20 protein-coding genes are annotated in these 19,214 nt (G+C 72.9%); 1 reads left to right on the top strand and 19 read right to left on the bottom strand.

Going from position 1 to position 19,214, the window contains the following annotated elements; genetic code table 11:
* Positions 1-17: 17 nt before the first annotated feature.
* From HNR22_RS04715 to HNR22_RS04770, 12 genes are all read right to left on the bottom strand, one after another.
* Positions 18-1,376 (bottom strand): ATP-grasp domain-containing protein, encoded by a 1,359-nt coding sequence (locus tag HNR22_RS04715; protein WP_179779242.1) that lies wholly within the window; start codon positions 1,374-1,376, stop codon positions 18-20.
* Positions 1,373-2,341 (bottom strand): transketolase C-terminal domain-containing protein, encoded by a 969-nt coding sequence (locus HNR22_RS04720; RefSeq protein ID WP_179779243.1) that lies wholly within the window; start codon positions 2,339-2,341, stop codon positions 1,373-1,375. Before HNR22_RS04720 ends, HNR22_RS04715 begins: the two co-directional genes overlap by 4 nt.
* 28 nt (positions 2,342-2,369) lie before the next feature.
* Positions 2,370-3,341: a thiamine pyrophosphate-dependent enzyme gene (locus HNR22_RS04725; RefSeq protein ID WP_179779244.1), complete on the bottom strand. Its 972-nt coding sequence runs from the start codon at positions 3,339-3,341 to the stop codon at positions 2,370-2,372.
* Entirely contained in the window at positions 3,338-4,129 is a 792-nt protein-coding gene (locus HNR22_RS04730; protein ID WP_179779245.1) for a DUF3050 domain-containing protein, read from the bottom strand. The genes HNR22_RS04725 and HNR22_RS04730 overlap by 4 nt, the downstream gene beginning before the upstream one ends.
* 1 nt (position 4,130) lies before the next feature.
* On the bottom strand, positions 4,131-5,060 hold the full coding sequence (locus HNR22_RS04735; RefSeq protein WP_179779246.1) for a phytanoyl-CoA dioxygenase family protein: 930 nt from the start codon (positions 5,058-5,060) through the stop codon (positions 4,131-4,133).
* The gene (gene hppD, locus HNR22_RS04740) at positions 5,057-6,148 is read right to left on the bottom strand and encodes a 4-hydroxyphenylpyruvate dioxygenase (RefSeq protein WP_179779247.1); all 1,092 of its coding nucleotides are present in this window, start codon (positions 6,146-6,148) and stop codon (positions 5,057-5,059) included. Before hppD ends, HNR22_RS04735 begins: the two co-directional genes overlap by 4 nt.
* A gap of 74 nt (positions 6,149-6,222) precedes the next feature.
* Positions 6,223-7,461 (bottom strand): beta-ketoacyl-[acyl-carrier-protein] synthase family protein, encoded by a 1,239-nt coding sequence (locus tag HNR22_RS04745; protein WP_179779248.1) that lies wholly within the window; start codon positions 7,459-7,461, stop codon positions 6,223-6,225.
* A complete protein-coding gene (locus tag HNR22_RS04750; RefSeq protein ID WP_179779249.1) occupies positions 7,458-9,074 on the bottom strand; it encodes a class I adenylate-forming enzyme family protein in 1,617 nt (538 codons plus the stop codon). The genes HNR22_RS04745 and HNR22_RS04750 overlap by 4 nt, the downstream gene beginning before the upstream one ends.
* Complete coding sequence (locus tag HNR22_RS04755; RefSeq protein WP_179779250.1) at positions 9,071-9,562, bottom strand: beta-ketoacyl synthase chain length factor; 492 nt, start codon at positions 9,560-9,562, stop codon at positions 9,071-9,073. The genes HNR22_RS04750 and HNR22_RS04755 overlap by 4 nt, the downstream gene beginning before the upstream one ends.
* Before the next feature lie 92 nt (positions 9,563-9,654).
* Positions 9,655-10,764 carry a beta-ketoacyl-[acyl-carrier-protein] synthase family protein gene (locus HNR22_RS04760; RefSeq protein ID WP_179779251.1) on the bottom strand — a complete coding sequence of 370 codons (1,110 nt, stop codon included), beginning with the start codon at positions 10,762-10,764 and terminating at the stop codon, positions 9,655-9,657.
* Positions 10,757-11,002: an acyl carrier protein gene (locus HNR22_RS04765; protein WP_179779252.1), complete on the bottom strand. Its 246-nt coding sequence runs from the start codon at positions 11,000-11,002 to the stop codon at positions 10,757-10,759. The genes HNR22_RS04760 and HNR22_RS04765 overlap by 8 nt, the downstream gene beginning before the upstream one ends.
* On the bottom strand, positions 11,002-11,268 hold the full coding sequence (locus HNR22_RS04770) for an acyl carrier protein (protein WP_088948350.1): 267 nt from the start codon (positions 11,266-11,268) through the stop codon (positions 11,002-11,004). The genes HNR22_RS04765 and HNR22_RS04770 overlap by 1 nt, the downstream gene beginning before the upstream one ends.
* 15 nt (positions 11,269-11,283) lie before the next feature.
* On the opposite strand from HNR22_RS04770, the gene HNR22_RS04775 reads away from it, so the two are divergent.
* Positions 11,284-12,039: a 4'-phosphopantetheinyl transferase superfamily protein gene (locus tag HNR22_RS04775; protein ID WP_179779253.1), complete on the top strand. Its 756-nt coding sequence runs from the start codon at positions 11,284-11,286 to the stop codon at positions 12,037-12,039.
* Here the strand turns inward: HNR22_RS04775 and HNR22_RS04780 are convergent.
* From HNR22_RS04780 to HNR22_RS04810, 7 genes are all read right to left on the bottom strand, one after another.
* Entirely contained in the window at positions 11,934-13,283 is a 1,350-nt protein-coding gene (locus HNR22_RS04780) for an AMP-binding protein (RefSeq protein ID WP_179779254.1), read from the bottom strand. The two genes, HNR22_RS04775 and HNR22_RS04780, sit on opposite strands and share 106 nt — an antisense overlap.
* A gap of 454 nt (positions 13,284-13,737) precedes the next feature.
* A complete protein-coding gene (locus tag HNR22_RS04785; protein ID WP_088948353.1) occupies positions 13,738-14,055 on the bottom strand; it encodes an antibiotic biosynthesis monooxygenase family protein in 318 nt (105 codons plus the stop codon).
* Positions 14,052-15,302 carry a beta-ketoacyl synthase N-terminal-like domain-containing protein gene (locus HNR22_RS04790; RefSeq protein ID WP_179783406.1) on the bottom strand — a complete coding sequence of 417 codons (1,251 nt, stop codon included), beginning with the start codon at positions 15,300-15,302 and terminating at the stop codon, positions 14,052-14,054. Before HNR22_RS04790 ends, HNR22_RS04785 begins: the two co-directional genes overlap by 4 nt.
* A gap of 38 nt (positions 15,303-15,340) precedes the next feature.
* On the bottom strand, positions 15,341-16,615 hold the full coding sequence (locus HNR22_RS04795) for a beta-ketoacyl-[acyl-carrier-protein] synthase family protein (protein ID WP_179779255.1): 1,275 nt from the start codon (positions 16,613-16,615) through the stop codon (positions 15,341-15,343).
* Positions 16,612-17,016, bottom strand: a complete 405-nt coding sequence (locus HNR22_RS04800) for a cupin domain-containing protein (protein WP_179779256.1) — start codon at positions 17,014-17,016, stop codon at positions 16,612-16,614. The genes HNR22_RS04795 and HNR22_RS04800 overlap by 4 nt, the downstream gene beginning before the upstream one ends.
* Positions 17,009-17,764: an SRPBCC family protein gene (locus HNR22_RS04805; RefSeq protein WP_179779257.1), complete on the bottom strand. Its 756-nt coding sequence runs from the start codon at positions 17,762-17,764 to the stop codon at positions 17,009-17,011. Before HNR22_RS04805 ends, HNR22_RS04800 begins: the two co-directional genes overlap by 8 nt.
* The gene (locus HNR22_RS04810; RefSeq protein WP_179779258.1) at positions 17,761-19,203 is read right to left on the bottom strand and encodes an acetyl-CoA carboxylase biotin carboxylase subunit; all 1,443 of its coding nucleotides are present in this window, start codon (positions 19,201-19,203) and stop codon (positions 17,761-17,763) included. Before HNR22_RS04810 ends, HNR22_RS04805 begins: the two co-directional genes overlap by 4 nt.
* Positions 19,204-19,214 lie beyond the last annotated feature (11 nt).

The following is a 19,214-nucleotide window of genomic DNA, read 5'->3' on the forward strand; positions in this document are numbered from 1 at the left end:
CGCAGCGGTCGCGCGGGTCAGTCCTTCAGGAGGACTCCGGTCAGGAGGACGCCGTGGGCCAGGTTGAGGACTCCGTCGCAGCCGGGGTAGCCGACCCGCGCCAGGCCGCCGGAGGCGTGGCGGCCGAACAGGTACGGGGCCAGCGAGTACGGCACCTCCGCCGTCACCGTCTCGCCCGTCTCGATCTGCACGAAGTCCATCGACACCCGGTCGGTTGGCAGGTATTCCTGAAGGATCGCGCCGCCCTGGTCGACGGCGGCCCGTACGCCGTCGGCCCAGTCCGTCGGGCTCAGCTCGGGGCCGAGCAGCACGCCGTGCCCGGCGGAACCGTCGGCCGGTTTGGCCACCAGCTTCGCCTGGTCGACAATCGCCCGGTCGAGCACCGCGGCGGTCAGCGGCACCGTGTACGGCACGTGCCGGCGGATCAGCGCCTGGTCGTCGGCGGGTAGCCCGTCCACGTCCTCCCACAGCCACGCGAAGGTGGTCTTGTTGCCGAGCAGCCAGGCCGCCGCCGAGACGAACATCGGCAGCGTGCCCGCCGCGAGGGCACCGGCCACCGCGTCCAGGCCGGCGGTCGGGGTGACCCGGTTGGGCACGAACAGCCGGAACAGCGCGTCGACCGGCGCGCCGTCGACCACCAGGCGGCTGTCGGCGTCCAGGGTGGCGCTGGAGACCGGGGCGATGACCAGGTCGATGCCGAAGTCCCGGGCCCGTACGGCCAGTGGGTCGAGGATTCGGATGAACGTCTGCGGGTCGTCCAGACCGGGGTAGTCGGCGTCGAAGTCCATCAGCAGTGCCACCCGGGCGCCATCGGGGAGCCCAAGCTCCTCGCGGATCGCCACGAACCGCTGGTCGAGCAGTGACGGTGCGGCCCGCGCCGGCAGGTCGTCCAGGATGCCCTGCTCCTGGTAGAGCCGCGCGAACCGTTGGATGACGGTGTCGGCGTCGAAGCCGCCACCGAGGCTGCTGTCGATGTTGTACTCGACGAACTTCGGCACCCCAGCCGAAAAGATCACGTCCGGCCGGTACGCGGCCAGCAGTGCCTCGCTCAGCGGCTCCGACTCGTCCAGCAGGCGGGTCTCCCCCGCCGGTACGCCGAGCAGCCGGCGCAGCTCTCCGGCGGTGCCCGCCCGACGACGACAGGCGTCGAGGATCAACTGGGCGAGCCGGTCGCAGACCTCGTTCAGCTCCCGCCAGGCGTCGGCAGTCAGGACCGGGGGGCGGGCCAGCCGCCACTGCTTGTTGTAGGTGGCCCGGCCGTGGAAGACCTGCTCCCAGGCCGCAGCCCCACTGGTCACCATGGCTCGCCGGGCCGGCTCCGGCAGGTCGGTCCAGGCTCGGTCGGCCGCCGGCCACGCGTAGTTGGGGTCGATCATGATTCGTCCTTCATGGTCAGGTGGATGGCGGTGGCGAGCTGGTCCCGGGACGGTTGCACGGCCTGGTCCAACGCCGGTGCGAACGGCAGCACCGCCCCGTCCGGGCGGGTGACCCGGCGGGGAGGGGCGAGCAGTCGGACGCGCTCCACCACCGAGGCGATGATCTCGGCAGCCATGCCGCAGGAGCGGTTGGCGTCGTCGACCACCACGAGCCGTCCGGTGCGCGCCACCGACTCGGTGAGGCCGTCGATGTCGAACGGGTACAGCGTGCGTGGGTCGAACACCTCCACCGAGACCTGGTCGGCCAGCTCCTCGGCCACGGCGAGCGCGTCGTGCACCAGGTGCCCGACCGCGACCACTGTGACGTCGTCGCCGAAGCGGTGGATCCGGCCCCGGCCCAGCGGCACCGGGGTCAGGTCCTCGACGTCGTCGCGCAGGTCCATCGCGCCGGCCGGGGCGAACACCACCACCGGGTCGTCGTGGCGGATCGCGGTGACCAGCAACCCGTACGCGTCGGCCGGGGTGGCTGGCACGACGGTGACCACGCCGACGTGGGCGAAGAGGCTGTACGGGTGGTCGGAGTGCTGCCCGGCCCACCCGGTGCGCGAGCCGGAGCCGGGGACCAGGTAGGTGACCGGGACGACGCACTGCCCACCGGTCATCAGCGGGAACTTGTGCGCGTGGTTGACGATCTGCTCGAAGACCAGGAACAGCAGCGACGGGATCTGGAACTCGATCACCGGCCGCAGCCCGGCCAGCGCCGCGCCGGTGGCGAAGCTGGTGAACGCCTGCTCCGACAGCGGGGTGTCGCGGACCCGTTCGGTGCCGAAGCGCTTGGCCAGGCCGGTGGTCACCATCGACGCCCCGACCTGGACGTCCTCGCCGAGCAGGAACACCGCCTCGTCGCGGGTCAGCTCGTCGGCGAGTGCCCGGGTCAGCGCCCGGCGGTACGACAGTCGGGGCACCTCAAGCACCTCCGGTGCGTGCGGTCATTCAGCCACCTCCGTTGCGGGCGGTCATGCCGCTGGCGTACAGGTACGCGAGGGCGTCGGCCGGGTCGGGTTGCGGGCTGGCCAGGGCGAAGCGCACGGCCGCGTCGAGGGTGTCCTCGACCTCGGCGTCCACGGCGGCGCGGTCGGTGTCGGCGAGCCGTGAACCCTGGATGTCCACTGGATCCCGGGACCGGCCCCGGGTCACCTCGTCGGGCGGGCGGTAGTCGAGGCGTACCGCGTGTTCGAAGGTGTGGTGGACGTCGAAGCGGTAGGTACGGGCCTCGATCAGCTCGGGGCCGCCGCCGGCGCGCATCCGGTCGACGGCGGCGGCCGCGGCGACGCGTACCGTCTCGGGGTCCTGGCCGTCGACGCCGACGGCCGGGATGCCGAAGGCGGCGGCCCGACCGGTGATGCTGCCGGCGACCGCGCCGGTGACCGGCATGGTGGTGGCGTAGCCGTTGTTCTCGCAGACGAACAGCACCGGCACCCGCCAGAGCGCGGCCAGGTTGAACGCCTCCAGCAGCATCCCCTCGTTGACCGCCCCGTCGCCGAAGAAGCTCACCCCGACGGTGTCGCGCCCCCGACGGCGGTGGGCCCAGACCGCACCCGTGATGATCGCCCCGGAGGCCCCCACGATGGCGTTGGCGCCGAGCACGCCGAGGCTGAGGTCGGCGGCGTGCATCGAACCGCCCCGCCCGGCGTTGAGGCCGGTGACCCGACCGCACAGCTCGGCGAGCATCCGGGCCGGGTCCGCGCCCCGGGCCAGGACGTGCCCGTGTCCGCGATGGGTGCCGGCGATCACGTCGTCGGCACCCAGGGCGGCGCAGACGCCGGCGGCGATCCCCTCCTGACCGAGGTACGGGTGGATGCCGCCGACGATCTGCCCGCCGTGGGCCAGCTCGACCGCCCGTTCCTCGAACCGGCGGATCAGCCGGACCGTGCGGTAGAGCCGGACCGGGTCGGCGTCGGTCACGCCGGTCCCTTGATGGCGGCGAGGATGTCGTCCCAGAGTCGGGCCCGGGCGGCGAGGGCGGTGTTGACGGTGTCGGCGCACTCCTGCCACCTGGTGTCGTCGTCGCCGCACAGGTCGGCGAGCATCTGCATGGCCATCGGGGTGTGCTGTTCGCCGTCGACCTCGATGTGCCGCTCCAGGTAGTCGACGAACGTGTGCAGCCGGTTGCTGCGCTCGTTGACCGAGACGACCTGCGTGAACATGTCCGGGATCAGGTCCTCCCGACCGAACGCGAAGGCCGCCGCCTGGCAGTGCACCGGGGTCGACTCGATGATCCGCCAGGTGGTGGCGGCGAACCTCGCCGACGCGGCCGGCACGCCGGCCTCGGTGAGCGCGTCGGTCACCGGCCGGCCGGCGCGCAGCAGGTCGACCAGGGCGTTCACGGCCGTGGTGTCCGCGCCGGCCTCGACCATGCCCCGCACGTACAGCTCGAAGTGGCTGATGTAACCGCCGCCCAGCTCGTCGCTCTCCTCGACCATGACGATGTCGTTGATGAGGCGGCGGCTGCCGGTCGGGCCGGTCGGGATCCACGGCACGGTGACGCAGGTCAGCTGCCGTTGCAACGACTTCAGCAGGGACATGAAGTCCCAGACCGCGAAGACGTGGTGCTGCATGAAGGTGACCAGCGCCTCGTGGGTGTCGAGGTTGGCGTAGAGCGGGTGCTTGACCACCACGTCACGCCGGTCGGTCACCGCCTTTTCCAGCCGTTCGATGCCCGGGTGGGTCCTACCCCAGTCGTAGCGTGACATGTCAGCCTCCCTGTTGGGCGCGGTGGCGCCAGATGACCGGGCAGTAGTCGGGGTCCGCGTAGTCGGGCCGCCCCTCGTGGGTGCGGCGGACCAGCACGTCGTGGTTGTACGCGGCGAGCGTGCCGTCGGAGAGCGGATACTCCCGCCAGGCGTTGTCGCCGTCCTGCAGGTGCAGCGAGATCGCCTGTCGGGGGCGACCGCTGACGTTGGGGCCGCTGCCGTGGTAGGTGCGGCAGTGGTGGAAGCTCACGTGTCCCTTGGGGATCACCATGGGGATCTTGCGGATCCTCGCGCCGTTGTACGCGGCGTTCTCGGCCAGCATCTCCTCCAGCTGGCTGCGGTCCCGGTCGGCGAAGTGCCGCACCACCGTGTCGTCGGCGCCGATCTCCTTCCACCGGTGCGAGCCGTCGACCATGGTGATGGTGCCCATCTCCTCCCCACAGTCGTGGAAGGGGATGAACGCGGTGAGCATCTTCTCCGACGACGAGGACGCCCAGTAGTGCTTGTCGAAGTGCCAGGGCACGATGTTGCTCGGCTCGCCGGAGATCGGCGGCTTGTAGATCAGCGTGGACTGGAAGACGCGGATCTCGTCGGCCTGGGCGAGCCGGGCCGCCACCGCCCCGATCAGCGGCTTGCGCAGGATCGCGCCGAGCCCGTCGTGCTCGTGGTGGACGTAGTCGTTGTGCCGCTGCACCGGCCCCTTCGACGGCTCCCAGTAGGCGAGCTTCGGGGGCCGCACCGGCAACCGCCGGTCCCGCTCACCGTCGTAGTAGCGCTGTGCGGCGGCGGCGAGGGCGTCCACCTCGTCGTCGGTGAACACCTTCTTCGACAGATACCAGCCGTGCTCGGCGTAGTGCCGCACGTCGTCATCGGACGGCAGCAGCGCCTGCTCCTCGGCGGTCAGCGCGGGTTCGAACTCGGTAGCGGTCATGCCCCCACCCCCTGTGGTGTGGCCGCCACCGCGGCCAGCTCCCGTTCCTTGGCCTCGTAGAGGGCCTTGATGTTGCCGCTGCCGAAGCCCCGCGCGCCGCGCCGCTCGATCAGCTCCAGGAAGAGCGTGCGGCGTACGTGCATCGACTCGGCGAAGATCTGCAACAGCTGGCCGTCGTGGTCGGAGTCGACCAGCACGCCCAGCTCGCGCAGCCGGTCCAGTGGGGCGTCCACCCGACCGACCCGCGCTTCGAGGGAGTCGTAGTAGCTGCCGGGTGTGCCGGCGAAGCGCACCCCGCGCCGGCCCAACGCCTCGACGGCGGTGAGGATGTCGTCGGTGCGCAGCCCCAGATGCTGCACTCCCCCGCCGGCGTGCTGGTCGAGGAACGCGTCGATCTGCCCCGGCCGCCGGGCCCGGTCCGGTTCCAGCAGCACCACGGTGACCCGCCCGGACGGGCTCTGCACCACCTTGGAGTTCATCCCCTGCCCGTCGACCTCGATGTGTTCCTCGAAGATCTCCGCGAAGTCGAACAGCTGCTCGAAGTGCCGGACCGTCTCGTCGAGCTGACCGGGTGGCACGCAGACCGCCAGGTGGTCGATCTCGGCGAGCACCGGCGGATGACCCTCCACACCGGATGTCGCCGGTGTGATGACGCCGGGCAGGAACTCGGCCCGGTCGCCGCGGCGCTGCACCAGCCGGTGCCGCACGTCGGCGAAGCCGTCCACCTCGGCGGTCACCACCTCGGCGTCCGCGCCGGTGACGGTGGTGGGCGGCGTCACCCCGGTCGCGCCGCGGCCCACCAACTCGGCGTACGCGGACGCGACGTCGTCGACCTCGACCGCGACGACGGCGATGCCGTCACCGTGGCGCTGGACGTATCTCGCCGCCGGATGCTCGGCGCTGAGCCCCGAGGTGAGCAGCAGTCGGATGTCGCCGTGGCAGAGCAGCAGCGAGCGCTGCCCTTCCAACCCGGTCTCCGGGCCGCCCTGGCCACAGATCTCGAAGCCGACGGCCGTGCTGAAGTAGAAGGCCGCCTGTCGGGCGTCCCCCACGTAGAGTTCGATGTGGTCGATACCACGGATGTCCATGTCCCCTGAAACCCCTCCCACACGCTTCCCCCCGTGTTGCCGTCCGGGCGCACCCGCCCGGGATGCCGCGTCGATCACCTCCTTGGCTCGGCGACGCGCGCGAGCAGCAGGCTCACGTTCTGACCGCCGAACCCGAACGAGTTGGTGACCGCGTACTCCGGGTCGGCCTTGCGGGGCGTGCCACGGATGTGGTCCGCCGGGCAGGCCGGGTCCGGGTCGTCGAGGTGGTACGTCGGCGGCAGCAGCCCCCGACCGAGCGCCAGCGCGGTGACCGCCGCCTCCAGGACCCCGGAGGCGCCGAGCAGGTGCCCGCTGAGCGCCTTGGTGGAGCTGACCGGCACCCCGCCGACGCCGAACACGTCGGCTAGGGCGGTGGTCTCCGCGATGTCACCGAGCTTCGTCGCGGTGCCGTGCGCGTTGACGTAGCCGACCGCCGCCGCGGGCACACCGGAGCTGCGCAGCGCGCGCCGGATGCACGCGGCCGCGCCGGCACCGTCCGGGCGCGGTGCGGTCGGGTGGTACGCGTCAGTGGTCGCGCCGTGGCCGGCCACTTCGGCGTACGCGGTGACGCCGCGCGCCGCGGCGTGCTCGGCCCGTTCCAGCACCAGCAGTGCGGCACCCTCGGCCAGCACGAAACCGCTGCGGGAGGTGTCGAACGGCCGGCTCGCCCGGGCCGGGTCGTCGCCGGCTCTGGCCAGGGCGCGCGCGTTGCCGAAGGTGTCGGCGAAGGTCGGGAACAGCGGTGCCTCGCTGGCCCCGCACAGCACCACGTCGGCCTCCCCGGTGGCGATCAGCCGGACCGCGTCGGCGACCGCCTGCGCACCGGAGGCGCAGGCGGTGCCGACCGACGAGCTGTAGCCACGGATGCCGTGCGCGATGGCGATCCGCGCCGCCGGCATGTTCGGCAGGATCCCGGTGAGCAGGTACGGGCTGACCGCCGCCCGACCCCGCGCGGCCCGGGCCAGCACCTGCGACTCCAGGGTGGCCATCCCACCGACCCCGCCGACGATCACCCCGACCCGGTCGGGTTCGACGTCACGGCCGACCACGATGCCGGCGTCGGCGAGCGCGTCGGCGGCGGCGAGGAGTGCGAGCACCACGATCCGGTCCAGCACCCGGGTCTCCGGTCCGGACGCGACGGTGCGCGGGTCGATGTCGGGCAGCAGGCCGGCGACGTCCAGCGACTCCCGCACCGGGTGCCCGTCGGGTGGGCGGCTCAGCCCGGAACGACCGGTGGTCACCGCCTCAAAGGTCTCCTCGACGCCCCGCCCGACCGGGGTGAACAGACCCATCCCCGTGATGAGAGCGGTCATGAGCTCGCCTCGGTGAGGTAGCGCTCGCGAAGGACCACCTTGCGGACCTTGCCGGTCACGGTGACCGGGATGTCCGCGGAGCGCACCGGCACGACCCGGCGCAGCGTGCCGCCGACGTCCGCGCCCAGTGCCGCGCGGACCCGTTCGGTGCGGTCCTCGGCCTCGTCGGCGCCGGCGGCCAACTCCAGCAGCACGTCGGTGACCACACCGTCGGCCTCGGCGACGATCACCACAGTGCAGTCGGTGACGTCCGGGCAGGCGGCCAGGATGCGCTCCTCGGACAACGCGGTGAACAGGCGTCGCCCGTCACCGGCGTCGACCGAGTCCACCGCCCGGTCCAGGTGGTAGTAGCGCCCCTCGGCGTCGGTGCGGACCAGGTCGCCGGTGAGGTACCAGCCGCGCTGGCGGAACCGGTAGGTGGTGACCGAGTCGTTCCAGTAGCCACGGAACAGCGACGGCGAGTCGACGCCCAGGAAACCCACCTCGCCGGTCGGGACCGGTTCGCCGTCGGCGTCGAGCACCGCGACCTTGGTGAACTGGTACGGGCGGCCGATGCAGCGGCCGTACCGGTCGGTGTCGGCGCGGTGGGTGATGTGGAACATCGAGTGCCCCATCTCGCTGGAGCCCAGCCCGTCGATGAAGACCGAGCCGGGCACCCGCACCACGCCGTCGCGGGTGACCGTGTCCCGGGAGCCGACCGCGACCAGCCGCCGGATGTGCGGCTCGTGCGAGCAGTCGCCGGTGTTGAACCACAGCCGCACCGAGTCCAGGTCGTACCCGGACAGGTCGAAGCGGGCCAGTTCGGCCCAGGTGACCGAGAAGCCGAAGACGCCGTCGGGGTGCCAGCGTTGGATCGCGTCGAGCACCCGCTCGCCGTCCTGTTCGGACAGCAGCAGCATCTGCGCGGAGTTGCCCAGCGCCTGGTTGACCATCAGCACGGTGGCGGTGTGCGGGGCGGGCAGCGCGTTGAGGATCCGGGTGGTGCCCTGCGCCTGGGGCATGGTGAGCAGGTGCCGGGTGGCCGCGAAGAGGCTGGCGTGCGAGTGCAGCACCGCCTTGGGCACCCCGGTCGTCCCGGAGGTGTGGGTGATGACGATCGGGTCGTCCGGGTGGTGCCGGTAGTGCGCCGGGGCGGCGGACGGGTCACCCGTCCCGGCCTGCGCGGGGGTGCCGAGCAGGGGTACGCCCAGGTCGTGCCCGGCCAGCAGCGCGGTGTGCGCGTCGTCGGCGAGCACACCGACGCCCCGTAGCCGACGGATGTACTCGGCGGCGATCTCCGGGCGGAGCTTGCCGTTCATCAACGCCGGAATCGCCCCGAGGCGGGCCAGCGCCAGGAAACTGAGCACCATGTCGGCGGCGGCGGTGGCCCAGACGGCGACCGGGTCGCGGGGACGTACCCCGCGCTCGTGCAGCCAGGCGGCACGAGCGGCGACGCGCTCGTCGAGCCGACCCAGCGTGAGCGGCTCCTCGGCCGGGTGCCCGTCGACGGCCGTGTCGAAGGTCAACCCGGGGCCGTCCGGGTCGGCGCCGTGCGCCAGCACCCGGGCCAGGACGTTGCCCGCGCCCACCTGCGTGTCGGCGGCCAAAGCGGCCCGCAGTCCTCGTGTCCTCATGGTCGTCCTTCTCCCCCCAGCAGCACCGCGACCGCCTCGGTCGACGCGTCGGGCGCCTGTTCGATCAGGATCAGCAACACCTCGTCGGCGTCGCCGTCGTACCGCAGCAGGTCCGCCTCGGCGGTGCCGTCGGCGTACGGGTCGCCGGTCGGGCTCAGGCAGACCACCGGGCCGCGCAGGCCCCAGCGGGCCGCGAGGTGCCCGGCGACGCTGTTGGGCACCGACTGGAAGAAGAACAGCGGGCCGATCCGCCCGCCGGCCTCCACTGTCGCCCGTACGTGCTCGGCGCTGGTGCGATCGCCGCTGGCGCTGACCAGCACGATCGCGGTCCGCCTCCCCGGGGGCACGCCGGCAACCCCGTACCCGCGCCCCAGACACCGCTGGGCCACCGCCACCACCACCGGCGCGAACTGCGAGGACACGAACCCGGGCACGCCCGGCGCCGGCCCGTCGTCGCCCGCCTCGGGCCACCGCGCCCGCGCCAACACCCTGGTCCCCTGCTCCGCTGACCCCGCGGCGACGGGTGCCGTCCCGGGTTCGTCGGGGCAGAAGGTGGACGACCGCCCGGACCCGGGGGCGGTCATGGCGCGCCGACCAGGAGTGCCGTGTTCGCGCCGCCGAACGCCGCGTTGAGGGTCAGCGCGTGTGCCGTGGTCGTCTGGCGGGGGTGGTCCGTGATGACGTCCAGGGGGCACGCCTCGTCCGGGGCCAGCCAGCCGGCATTGACCGGCAGTTCGCCGTGCCGCAGCGCGAGCACGGTGACCACCAGCTCGAGCAACCCGGACGCCTCCAGCGCATGCCCGTGCACCGACTTCGTGGAGCTGACCGGGACCTGCGTGGCGTAGGGGCCGAGTGCCCGGCGCAGGGCTGCCGCCTCGGCGGCGTCGCTCTGTGGGGTGCCGGTGGCGTTGGCGTTGACGTAACCGACGGCCTGCGGTGGCAGCCCGGCCCGGCGCAGCGCGGCGTCGACCGCACGGGCCAGGCCAGCGCCGGTCGGGTCCGGCTGGCACGGATGGAACGCGTCCCCGGCCCGCCCCCAGCCCACCACTGTGGCCAGTGGCTCGACGCCCCGCCGCCGCCCGGCGCTGGATTCCAGCACCACCGCGGCCACGCCGTCGCCGAGCAGCAGCCCGCGTCGGTGGGCGCTGAACGGGCGGACCGCCCCGTCGACCGCGAGGGCCCGACCGGCGTCGAACAACGCGAACTGGTCCGGCTCCACCAGGTACCCGGCGGCGACCACGACCCGGTCGACGTCACCCCGGGCGATCAGGGTCGCCGCGTCGGCCACCGCTGTGCTGGCCGACACGCAGGCGCTGGTGTAGACCCGGGTGTGCGCCGAGAGCCCACACGCCGCGGCGAGTTGGACGGCGAGAACGCCCGGGGTGGGGCCTACTCCCGGTGCCGGTCCGCCGTGCACGGCGAGCAGCAGAGCGCACTGCTCGCGTTGCGCACCGACCAGGCCGGCCGAGCCGCAGGCAGCCTCGATCGCGGCGGCCAACTCGTCGCCGAGCGGACCGACCTCGGGCAGGGTTGCCGCCACGGTGACCCGGCGGGCGGCGGTGTCGAAGCGACGTACCGCGCCGAACGCCGGCACCCCGGCCAGCACGCCGGCGAGCTGCGCCTCGGCGCCCCGACCAAGGGCACTGACCGCGTGTACGCCGGTGAGCTGGGTGACGCGCGGCTCAGCCATCTGCGGGGGTGGTCAGCGACGCCCGGAACACCGCCAGGGCGTCGTCGACGGTGCGGATGCCGGCCAGCTCGTCGTCGGTGAGGTCGAGCTGACGGTCGTAGCGTTGCTCGACGAGGTGCACCAGCCAGGCCAGCTCCATCGAGCCGATCCGGTCGGGTACCTCGGCGGCCGGTTTCGTGGTGAGTTCGGCGAGCATGGTCAGCAGGTCAGCTCGCCCCAGGTCGGGCTGACCGTCCATCAGGCTTTGTCGCTCGTCGCCTCGGTGACCCGGTTGGCGACCATGGTGGTGAACTCGCCGACCGTCATCAGGGCCAACTGCTCCGATTCGTCGTCGGCGAACGTCACGCCGTACCGGTCCTCGACCCGGACGGACAGGTCGGCCAGGGCGAGCGACTCCAGATCGACGCCGGCGGGGCCGAGCGTGGTGTCGTCGTCGAGCCCCTCGACGTCGTAGTTCATGTCGGCGAGCTGCTCGACGACGAAGGCGCGGACCTCGGCTCTCATGGATACCCTCTCTGCGTGGGTCAGCTGACGGCGTCCGGTCGGGACACCGCCTACGTGTGGGTCGGTCGGGATACCGGCGGTCAGCCGGATCCGGCCGCTGAGCTGCTGTGCCGGGCGGGACGTCTGCTGCTCGACCGCCCGAGGGCCGAGCTGGTGCTGGCGCACGGCCGGGGTGGGCGGCCGGTCGTCCGGGCCAGCGATGACCCGGCCGGGTCGGTCGGGTTGCCGGTCAGCGTCAGCCGCACCGCCGGGCTGGTGGTGGTCGCCGCCCGCCGTGCCGGCGCGATCGGGGTGGACGTGGAGCGCGTCCGTCCGCTGCCCGCACTCGCGCTGGCCCGCCGCTGGTTCCCGCCCGCCGAGCTGACCTGGTTGGCCGATCGGCCCGAGGCTTCTCGGGCGGTGGACTTCCTGCGGCTGTGGACCGCGAAGGAGGCGGTCGGCAAGGCGGTCGGGCAGGGCCTGCGCGGCGGAGGACTGCGCCGGGAGATGCCGCCCCCGGGGCTGCCGTGGCGACCGGTGCCCGGTGCCGAGGCCCTGTGGGTCGGCCACCCGGCGTTGGGCGGTGATCTCGTCCTGGCGGTCGCGGTGCACACCACCGGGCAGGTCGACGTCGAGGTGGTGCAGCGGCCCGGTCACGGTGCCGCCGAGGTGGTGCAGCGGCCCGGTCACGGCGTGGCCGCCGTGCGCAGCGCGTCGGTCGAGCGGACCAGCTTGCCGGTGGTGGTGCGGGGCAACCGTTCGAGCAGGTGCAGCACCCGGGGCCGTTTGTAGCCGGCCAACCGCTCGGTGAGGAGCTTGTCCAGCGTCTCCTCCGACAGCGGGCCGTCGGGTTGGACGTACGCGGTGATGCCGTCGTCCCAGACGACCACCGCCGCGGTGACGCCGGGCAGCTCGGCGACTGTTGCCTCCACCTCGGTCAGGTCGACCTTCATCCCACCCACGGAGACCTGCGAGTCGAGGCGGCCTCGCACGGTGACCAGGCCGGTGGCGGGGTCGACGGTGCCGGCGTCGCGGGTGTGCAGCCAGCCGTCGGCCCAGCGGGTCGGGTCGCTCAGCCCCACGTACGGCGACGCCGGGCAGGACACCCACAGCTCGCCGTCGGCCTCGCGGACCTTGATGCCGGGCGCCGGGACGATCGACGGTCGGTGTGATCCGTGCAGGTCGGTGCCGATCACCCCGACCTCGGTCATCCCGTACATGTTGCCCAGCGGCACGCCGTACCGGTCGGTGAACGCCTGTGCGACCGCGGCCGGCACCAGCTCGCCGCCGGTGGTCATCCGCTTGAGCTGCGGCAGCGGACCGGTTGGTCGGGTGGAGGCGAGCAGTCCGATGTGGAACGGCACGCCCAGCACGGTGGCGGGCGTCGCGCTGGCGCTGATCGCGGCCAGCACGGCGTCGCCGCTGAGCCGCTCCGGCGGCACCAGCTCGACCCCGGCGTGCAGGCCGTAGAGCAGGCCGCCGACCAGGCCGAGCACGTGCACCATCGAGGGCAGCAGGATGATCCGCTCGCCGGGCAGTGCCACCCCGTCGATCCGGGTGTAGCGGTGCACCTCGGCAACCAGGTCGGCGGCGGTGCGACCGATCACCTTGGACGGTCCGGTGGAGCCGGAGCTGAGCTGGATCACGGCGTGGCCACTGACCGCCGGGCCGTCGGCGTAACGGGAGACGCCCTCGGTGACGTCGACGAAGATCCGCAACGCGCCGCCGCCGCTGCGGACCGGTGCGACGACCACCTGCGGGTTGAGCCGGACCAGTGCGCGGTCCACCTCGTGGTCGGTCAGGCGGTGGTCGAGCAGGATCGCCTGCGCCCCGGCGCGCCAGGTCGCCAGGAGGTTCACCACGTACGCCAGCGACGGCGGCAACCGCAGCGCGGCAGCGCCACCGGGGCGCAGTCCGGCCGCGACGAGACGGTCCTGCGCGGCGGTTACCAGCCGGTGCAGGGTGGCGCGGTCGATCGGCTCGGGCAAACGGAGACAAATGTCGGTCGGGCGACCGGCGAACAGGACTTCGTCCACCCATCCTGGGTCGGTCGCCGTAGGATCTTCTGTCGTCACTGCCGTTCACCGCCCAGCATGAAATAGGGCAAATATGCCCAGGACGTACGCTTGTCGGGGTGCTGCGGGGAACCATACGACGCCCCGCGCGGCCATTGCTAGATGCAAATGGCTGGATCAAAAGAGGCGGCCAGCCGGATTGCCGACAGCCCGTTCGACGGGCAGGATCAGGCGCGCGCCTCGGCAGATCGTCACCGTGGGGTGACCCCTCGTACAACCGTCGTGCGGCCCGAGCCGGACGGCCGATGGTGCCACCGATGAGGGTGGCGGGTCGGGCCACGAGGGCTGGTGCCGGAGCACGACGCGGCGACCCGCCGCGAGAGAGATCGTGCTCGTACCACGAAATAGTGGCCTCCACCCGAGGGCGAGGCCACTACATCATGGATCGAACGCGATCATCGGCGACCACGGAGCGTCAGGCGAGCGCCGGCGTCTGCGCGTGGATGTGGAACCGCAGCGAGCGGGCGTCGGTGAAGCACTCCCGCATCGGACGCACCAGGTCCCGGTGCTCCGGGCTGCGTTCCCAGCTCTCGAAGTCGGCCAGACTCGCCCACTCGCTGGTGATCAACCACTGCTCCGGGTCGGTCGACGAGCGACACACCTGGTCGACCAGGTGCCCGGGCACGCCGCCGGCCACCAGATGCCGCACCTGCTCGTACGCGGCAAGGAACTGCTCGGTGCGCGGCACCGGCACCCGCACCAGAAAGACCACCCGGGCCCGCTGCTCACTCATGACGCCTCTCCCCTCGTCGGTGCGGCCCCCCGCAGGACCAGCGCGCTGTTGAACCCGTCGAAGCCCCGCGCGCACACCAACGCGAGCCGGCTGCGCGGGCGGCGGTGCTCCCGCAGGAAGTCCAGCTCGCACCCGTCGGCCACCTCGTCCGGGCCCGCCGACGCCGGCAGCGTGTCGTGCGCGAAGGCGAGCAGCGCCGTCGCCACGTCCAACGCCGAGCCGCCCTGGTACGCCCGCCCGGTCAGCGGCTTCTGGGTGGTCACCGGAGGTGGCCGGTCGGCGAACACGGCCCGCAGCGCCTCGGCCTCGCTGCGGTCGTAGCGGGGCACACCGAGCGCGTCGGGCAGCACCACGTCGACCCCGGCCGCCGCGACGCCCGCCCGGTCCAGGGCCAGCCGCATCGCCCGCGCGTACTGGGCCGGATCGCCGGCACTGTCCGCCGTGGTATGCGCGGCGTCGTGGGTGGAGCCCCAACCGCTCACCTCGCCGTAGACCCGGGCTCCCCGGGCCAGCGCGTGCCCCAACTCCTCCACCACGAACACCGCTCCCCCCTCCGCCGGCAGGTAACCGCTGGCCGTGGCGTCGAACGGCCGGTACGCCCGCTCGGGGTCGGCGACGTCGCTGAGCAGCCCGGAGCGCAACTGGCACGCCAGCGCGTACGGGCTCAGCGGGCACTCGGTGGCCCCGGCGATCACCACCGGAGTGCCCCGGCGCACCGCGCGGGCCGCGTGCGCGAGGCTGTCCAGCCCTCCCGCCGCCTCCGCGACCAACACCCCGCTCGGGCCCTTGAACTGGTGGTGGATGGAGAGCTGCCCGACACTCGCCGCGTAGAACCAGGCGATCGACTGGTACGCCCCGACCGTCCGCGACGCCCCGCCCCACAGCCGTTGCAGCTCCCGTTGGCCGAACAGGTTGCCCCCCGACGAGCTGGCCAGGGTCACCGCGTAGCCGTACGGGTCGGGGGCCCGCTCGGGCAGCCCGGCGTCGGCCAACGCCAGCCGGGTGGCGGCGAAGCCGAGGTGCGTCCACCGGTCGGTCTGCACCAACTGTCGGCTGTCCGCGTAGGAGTCGGCGGTGAAGCCGGGCACCTCCCCGCCGAATCGGGTGGGATAGCCGGACGGGTCGAACAGCGTGATCGGCCCGGTCCGGCGGGTGCCGGCCAGCACCGTACGCCAGTGGGCGTCCGCGCCGATGCCGCTGGGCGCCACCACACCGATGCCGGTCACCACCGCGCGGGCGGTGCTCACGCCGTCGGTGTGTGGGGCGCCACGGTGCTGCGCGGTGCTCACGCCGCCACCGTTCCGGCCAGCCGGCGGAACACCATCGCCGACTGGAAGCCGCCGAACCCGCTGCCCACCGAGAGGGCCACGTCCACCGGGACCTCCCGTGCCTCGTTCGGCACGTAGTCCAGGTCGCACTCCGGGTCCCGGGTGCTCCAGTTCGCCGTCGGGGGCACCACGCCGAACTCGATGGCCAACGCGCACGCGGCCATCTCGATCGACCCGATCGCGCCGAGCGAGTGCCCGACCATCGACTTGATCGAGCTGATCGGCACCCGGTACGCGGTCTGACCCAGCGCCCGCTTGAACGCGGCCGTCTCGTGCCGGTCGTTCTGCCGGGTCCCCGAGCCGTGCGCGCTGATGTAGGAGACCTGCTCGGGCAGGATCCGCCCCTGCTTGAGCGCGTCGGTGACGGCGAGGCCCATCTCCAGCCCGTCGGGGCGCAGCCCGGTCATGTGGAAGCCGTTGCTGCGGCTGGAGTAGCCGGCCACCTCGCAGTAGATGTGCGCCCCCCGCCGCAGCGCGTGCCCGGCCTCCTCCAGCACCAGCACCGCCCCACCCTCGGCCAGCACGAACCCGTGCCGGTCGGCGTCGAACGGGCGGGAGGCGTGCGCCGGGTCGTCGTTGTCCGGGCTGGTCGCCTTGATCGCGTCGAACGAGGCGACGGTGACCGGCGAGATCGGCGAGTCGGCCGCCCCGGCCAGCATCACGTCCGCCTCACCGTCCACGATCATCTGGTGGGCGTAGCCGATCGCGTCGATGCCGGAGGTGCACCCGGTCGACACGACCTGCGCCGGGCCGTGCAGCCCGTACCGGCAGGCCACGTCGGCGGCGAGGCTGCTGGGCACCAACGCCTGGTAGAGGTACGGGCCTCCGCGCGCCGCGTCGACCAACCACCGGCTGCCGTGCTCGCTGACCGTGACGTACTCCTGTTCCAGCGCCATCGTCCCGCCCACGGCGGTGCCCAGCACCACCCCGGCCCGGTTCCGCTCGGCGTCGGTGAGCACCAACTGGGCGTCGGCGACGGCCTCCGCGGCGCAGGCCAGCGCGAACTGCACGTACCGGTCGGCCCGGCGTCGCTCCTGCTCGGTGAGCCCCGCCGCGACCGGGTCGAAGTCGCACTCCGCCGCGATCTGGGACCGGAACGGCGACGGGTCGAAGAAGCTGATCCGCCGGGTGGCGGTCCGCCCCTCGGTGATGGTCTTCCAGAAGCGGTCCCGGCTCGCACCGCCCGGAGCGACCACCCCGACGCCGGTCACCACCGTGCGACGACCGGTCATGACCCGCCCCGCTGCTCGACCAACTCGGTGTCGACGTGCCCCAACTCGGGGCGGGGGGCGAGGGGGCCCAGGTGGAAGACGACCTCGGCCGGTTCGACGCCGGTGTTGCGCAGTCGGTGCCGCACGTTCACCGGGACGAACAATCCCTCTCCGGCGGCCAGGAGCGTCGGCTGGTCGTCCAGGTCGACGGTGATCGCGCCACGCACCAGGTAAAGGAACTCCTCGCTGTACGGGTGGTAGTGCTCGGCGATCCGCTCCCCCGGCGCGAGCGCGGCCACCCCGAGGAAGCCCGAGGTGCTGCCGACGGTGCGGGGGCCGAGCAGCACCCGCAGCTCACCGCCGCGACGCCGGTCGGCGGGTACGTCCCGGGCGGCGATCGGCCGGGTGCTCAGGTCACTCATCGTCGGCCTCCGTCGGCTCGTCGGTGGCCGCCGGGTGACCCTGGTCGGCGCGCTGCCGGGCGATCCGCTCCACCCGGTCCTTGATCACTGCGAGTTGGATGACGCTGTTGGTGTTGATCCGCTCGGTCATCGCGGCGTTGTCGACAGGTGCGGTCGGTTTCATCGCGAAGTCCTGCGTCCAGGTCATCCGGGTGCCGCCAGCTTCCTCGGTGTAGCGCCAGTGGATGCGCATGTACTCGAACGGCCCGGTCTCCACCCGGTGTGCCCGCACCTGGCGGCTCACCGGGTCGGCGGTGCGCTCACTGACCCAGCTCCACGCGACCCCGTTCTCGTCGGGGTACATGGTGAGCCGGAACCGCACCGTGTGCCCGTCGCGGTGCAGGATCTCCACCACGGCGTACTCGGTGAACAGCTCCGTCCAGTTCGCCACGTCGTTGGTGACCTCCCAGACCAGCGCGAGCGGCGCGTCGATGACCACGCTGTTCTCGGTGTGCCCGGGTGGGTCGGCGCGGCGGGTGACCAGGTCGGCCACCGCAGGGATGCTGAGCTGCCCGGCCTGCTCGGGAATGGTCACCTGCCACCGGTCGGCGACGACTGCGGAGAGCTCCAGCAGGGCGAGGGAGTCCATGCCCAGCTCCTCCAGCGACGCGGCCGGCGCCCGGGCCGCGGCGTCGGCGTCCAGCCCGCAGTGCGCCACCAGGATGTCGGTGATCTCGGCGGTCATCGGGCGACCATGGGTGACGGTCATCGGGTCCTCCTGTGGGTTGCGTCGGGCTTTGCGGCGGGCGCGGGGCGCGGTGCGGGGGTGGCCGTCGGCCGTTGCGCTGGCGCCGCGCCGGGCACGCCGAGCAGGCGGTCGACCAGGCCGGTGGTGTAGCGGCCCTTGCGGAACGCGGCGTCGTCGAGCACCCGCCGGACGAACGGGATGGTGGTGTGCACGCCCGGCCCCGCGATGTCGAACTCGTCGAGGGCGCGCTCCAGCCGGTTGAGGGCCAGCTCCCGGTCGGGCGCCCAGACGATCACCTTCGCCAGCAGCGAGTCGTACCAGGGGCCGACCAGGTAGCCGGCGCTGGCATGGGTGTCCACCCGGGTGAACGGGCCACCGGGTGGGGTGAAACGCTCCAACCGGCCGGGAGTGGGAGCGAAACCGCGCTCCGGGTCCTCGGTGTTGACCCGACACTCCACAGCGACACCGTGCAGGCGGATCTCCTCCTGCCGCCAGCGCAGCGGCACCCCGGCGGCGATGTGCAGCTGCTCGTGCACCAGGTCGATCCCGGTGACCATCTCGGTGACCGGATGCTCCACCTGGATCCGGCAGTTGATCTCCAGAAAGTGGAACCGTTCCTCGGCGTCGACCAGGAACTCCAACGTGCCGGCACCGACGAAGCCGACGTCGAGGGCACCCCGCAGCGCCGTCTCGGCGATGGTGTCGAGAACGGCGGCGGGCAGCGCCGGGGCGGGCGCCTCCTCCACCAGCTTCTGGTGCCGGCGTTGCACCGAGCAGTCCCGGGTGCCCAGGTGCACGCCGTTGCCGTGGGAGTCGCAGAGCACCTGCACCTCGACGTGCCGCGCCTCGGTGAGGTACCGCTCGACGTACACCCGGTCGTCGCCGAAGGCGGCCTGGGCGGCGGCCCGGGTCCGGGCGTAGGCCCGACGCAGCTCGCCCGGGGTGTGCACCACTGTCATCCCCCGGCCACCACCCCCGGCGGCGGCCTTCACGATCACCGGGTAGCCGACCGCCTCGGCCACCTCGGCCGCCTCGGCGGCGTTCGGCACCGGCGCGATGCTGCCCGGCGACAGGGGCAGGCCGGCGCGGCTCATCAGCGCCCGCGCCGAGGACTTGTCGGCCAGCGCGGCCATCACCGCCGGCGGTGGGCCGATGAAGATCAGGCCGTTGTCCGCGCAGATCTCGGCGAAGTCGGCGTCCTCGGAGAGGAAGCCGTAGCCGGGGTGCACGGCCTGCGCGCCCACCTGCCGGGCTGCCTCCACTATCGCCGCGGCGTTGAGGTAGCTGCGTCGACTCGACGCCGGCCCGATCCGGATGGCCTGGTCGGCGAGGCGGACCGCCACCGAGTCGGCGTCCGCGGCGGAGTAGACCACCGCCGTCCGCACGCCCAGCTCCTTGCAGGCGCGCAGCACCCGCAGCGCGATCTCACCCCGGTTGGCGATCAGGACGGTCTCGAACATGGTCAGCCACC

It is taken from the genome of Micromonospora jinlongensis, assembly GCF_013410645.1.
Lineage (GTDB): Bacteria > Actinomycetota > Actinomycetes > Mycobacteriales > Micromonosporaceae > Micromonospora > Micromonospora zamorensis.

Bases quoted from the DNA above. Each gene is read 5' to 3' on its own strand.
- HNR22_RS04715 (WP_179779242.1), bottom strand. From the start codon at position 1,376: ATGATCGACCCCAACTACGCGTGGCCGGCGGCCGACCGAGCCTGGACC.
- HNR22_RS04730 (WP_179779245.1), bottom strand. From the start codon at position 4,129: ATGTCACGCTACGACTGGGGTAGGACCCACCCGGGCATCGAACGGCTG.
- HNR22_RS04735 (WP_179779246.1), bottom strand. From the start codon at position 5,060: ATGACCGCTACCGAGTTCGAACCCGCGCTGACCGCCGAGGAGCAGGCG.
- hppD (WP_179779247.1), bottom strand. From the start codon at position 6,148: ATGGACATCCGTGGTATCGACCACATCGAACTCTACGTGGGGGACGCC.
- HNR22_RS04745 (WP_179779248.1), bottom strand. From the start codon at position 7,461: ATGACCGCTCTCATCACGGGGATGGGTCTGTTCACCCCGGTCGGGCGG.
- HNR22_RS04750 (WP_179779249.1), bottom strand. From the start codon at position 9,074: ATGAGGACACGAGGACTGCGGGCCGCTTTGGCCGCCGACACGCAGGTG.
- HNR22_RS04760 (WP_179779251.1), bottom strand. From the start codon at position 10,764: ATGGCTGAGCCGCGCGTCACCCAGCTCACCGGCGTACACGCGGTCAGT.
- HNR22_RS04765 (WP_179779252.1), bottom strand. From the start codon at position 11,002: ATGGACGGTCAGCCCGACCTGGGGCGAGCTGACCTGCTGACCATGCTC.
- HNR22_RS04770 (WP_088948350.1), bottom strand. From the start codon at position 11,268: ATGAGAGCCGAGGTCCGCGCCTTCGTCGTCGAGCAGCTCGCCGACATG.
- HNR22_RS04785 (WP_088948353.1), bottom strand. From the start codon at position 14,055: ATGAGTGAGCAGCGGGCCCGGGTGGTCTTTCTGGTGCGGGTGCCGGTG.
- HNR22_RS04795 (WP_179779255.1), bottom strand. From the start codon at position 16,615: ATGACCGGTCGTCGCACGGTGGTGACCGGCGTCGGGGTGGTCGCTCCG.
- HNR22_RS04800 (WP_179779256.1), bottom strand. From the start codon at position 17,016: ATGAGTGACCTGAGCACCCGGCCGATCGCCGCCCGGGACGTACCCGCC.
- HNR22_RS04805 (WP_179779257.1), bottom strand. From the start codon at position 17,764: ATGACCGTCACCCATGGTCGCCCGATGACCGCCGAGATCACCGACATC.
- HNR22_RS04810 (WP_179779258.1), bottom strand. From the start codon at position 19,203: ATGTTCGAGACCGTCCTGATCGCCAACCGGGGTGAGATCGCGCTGCGG.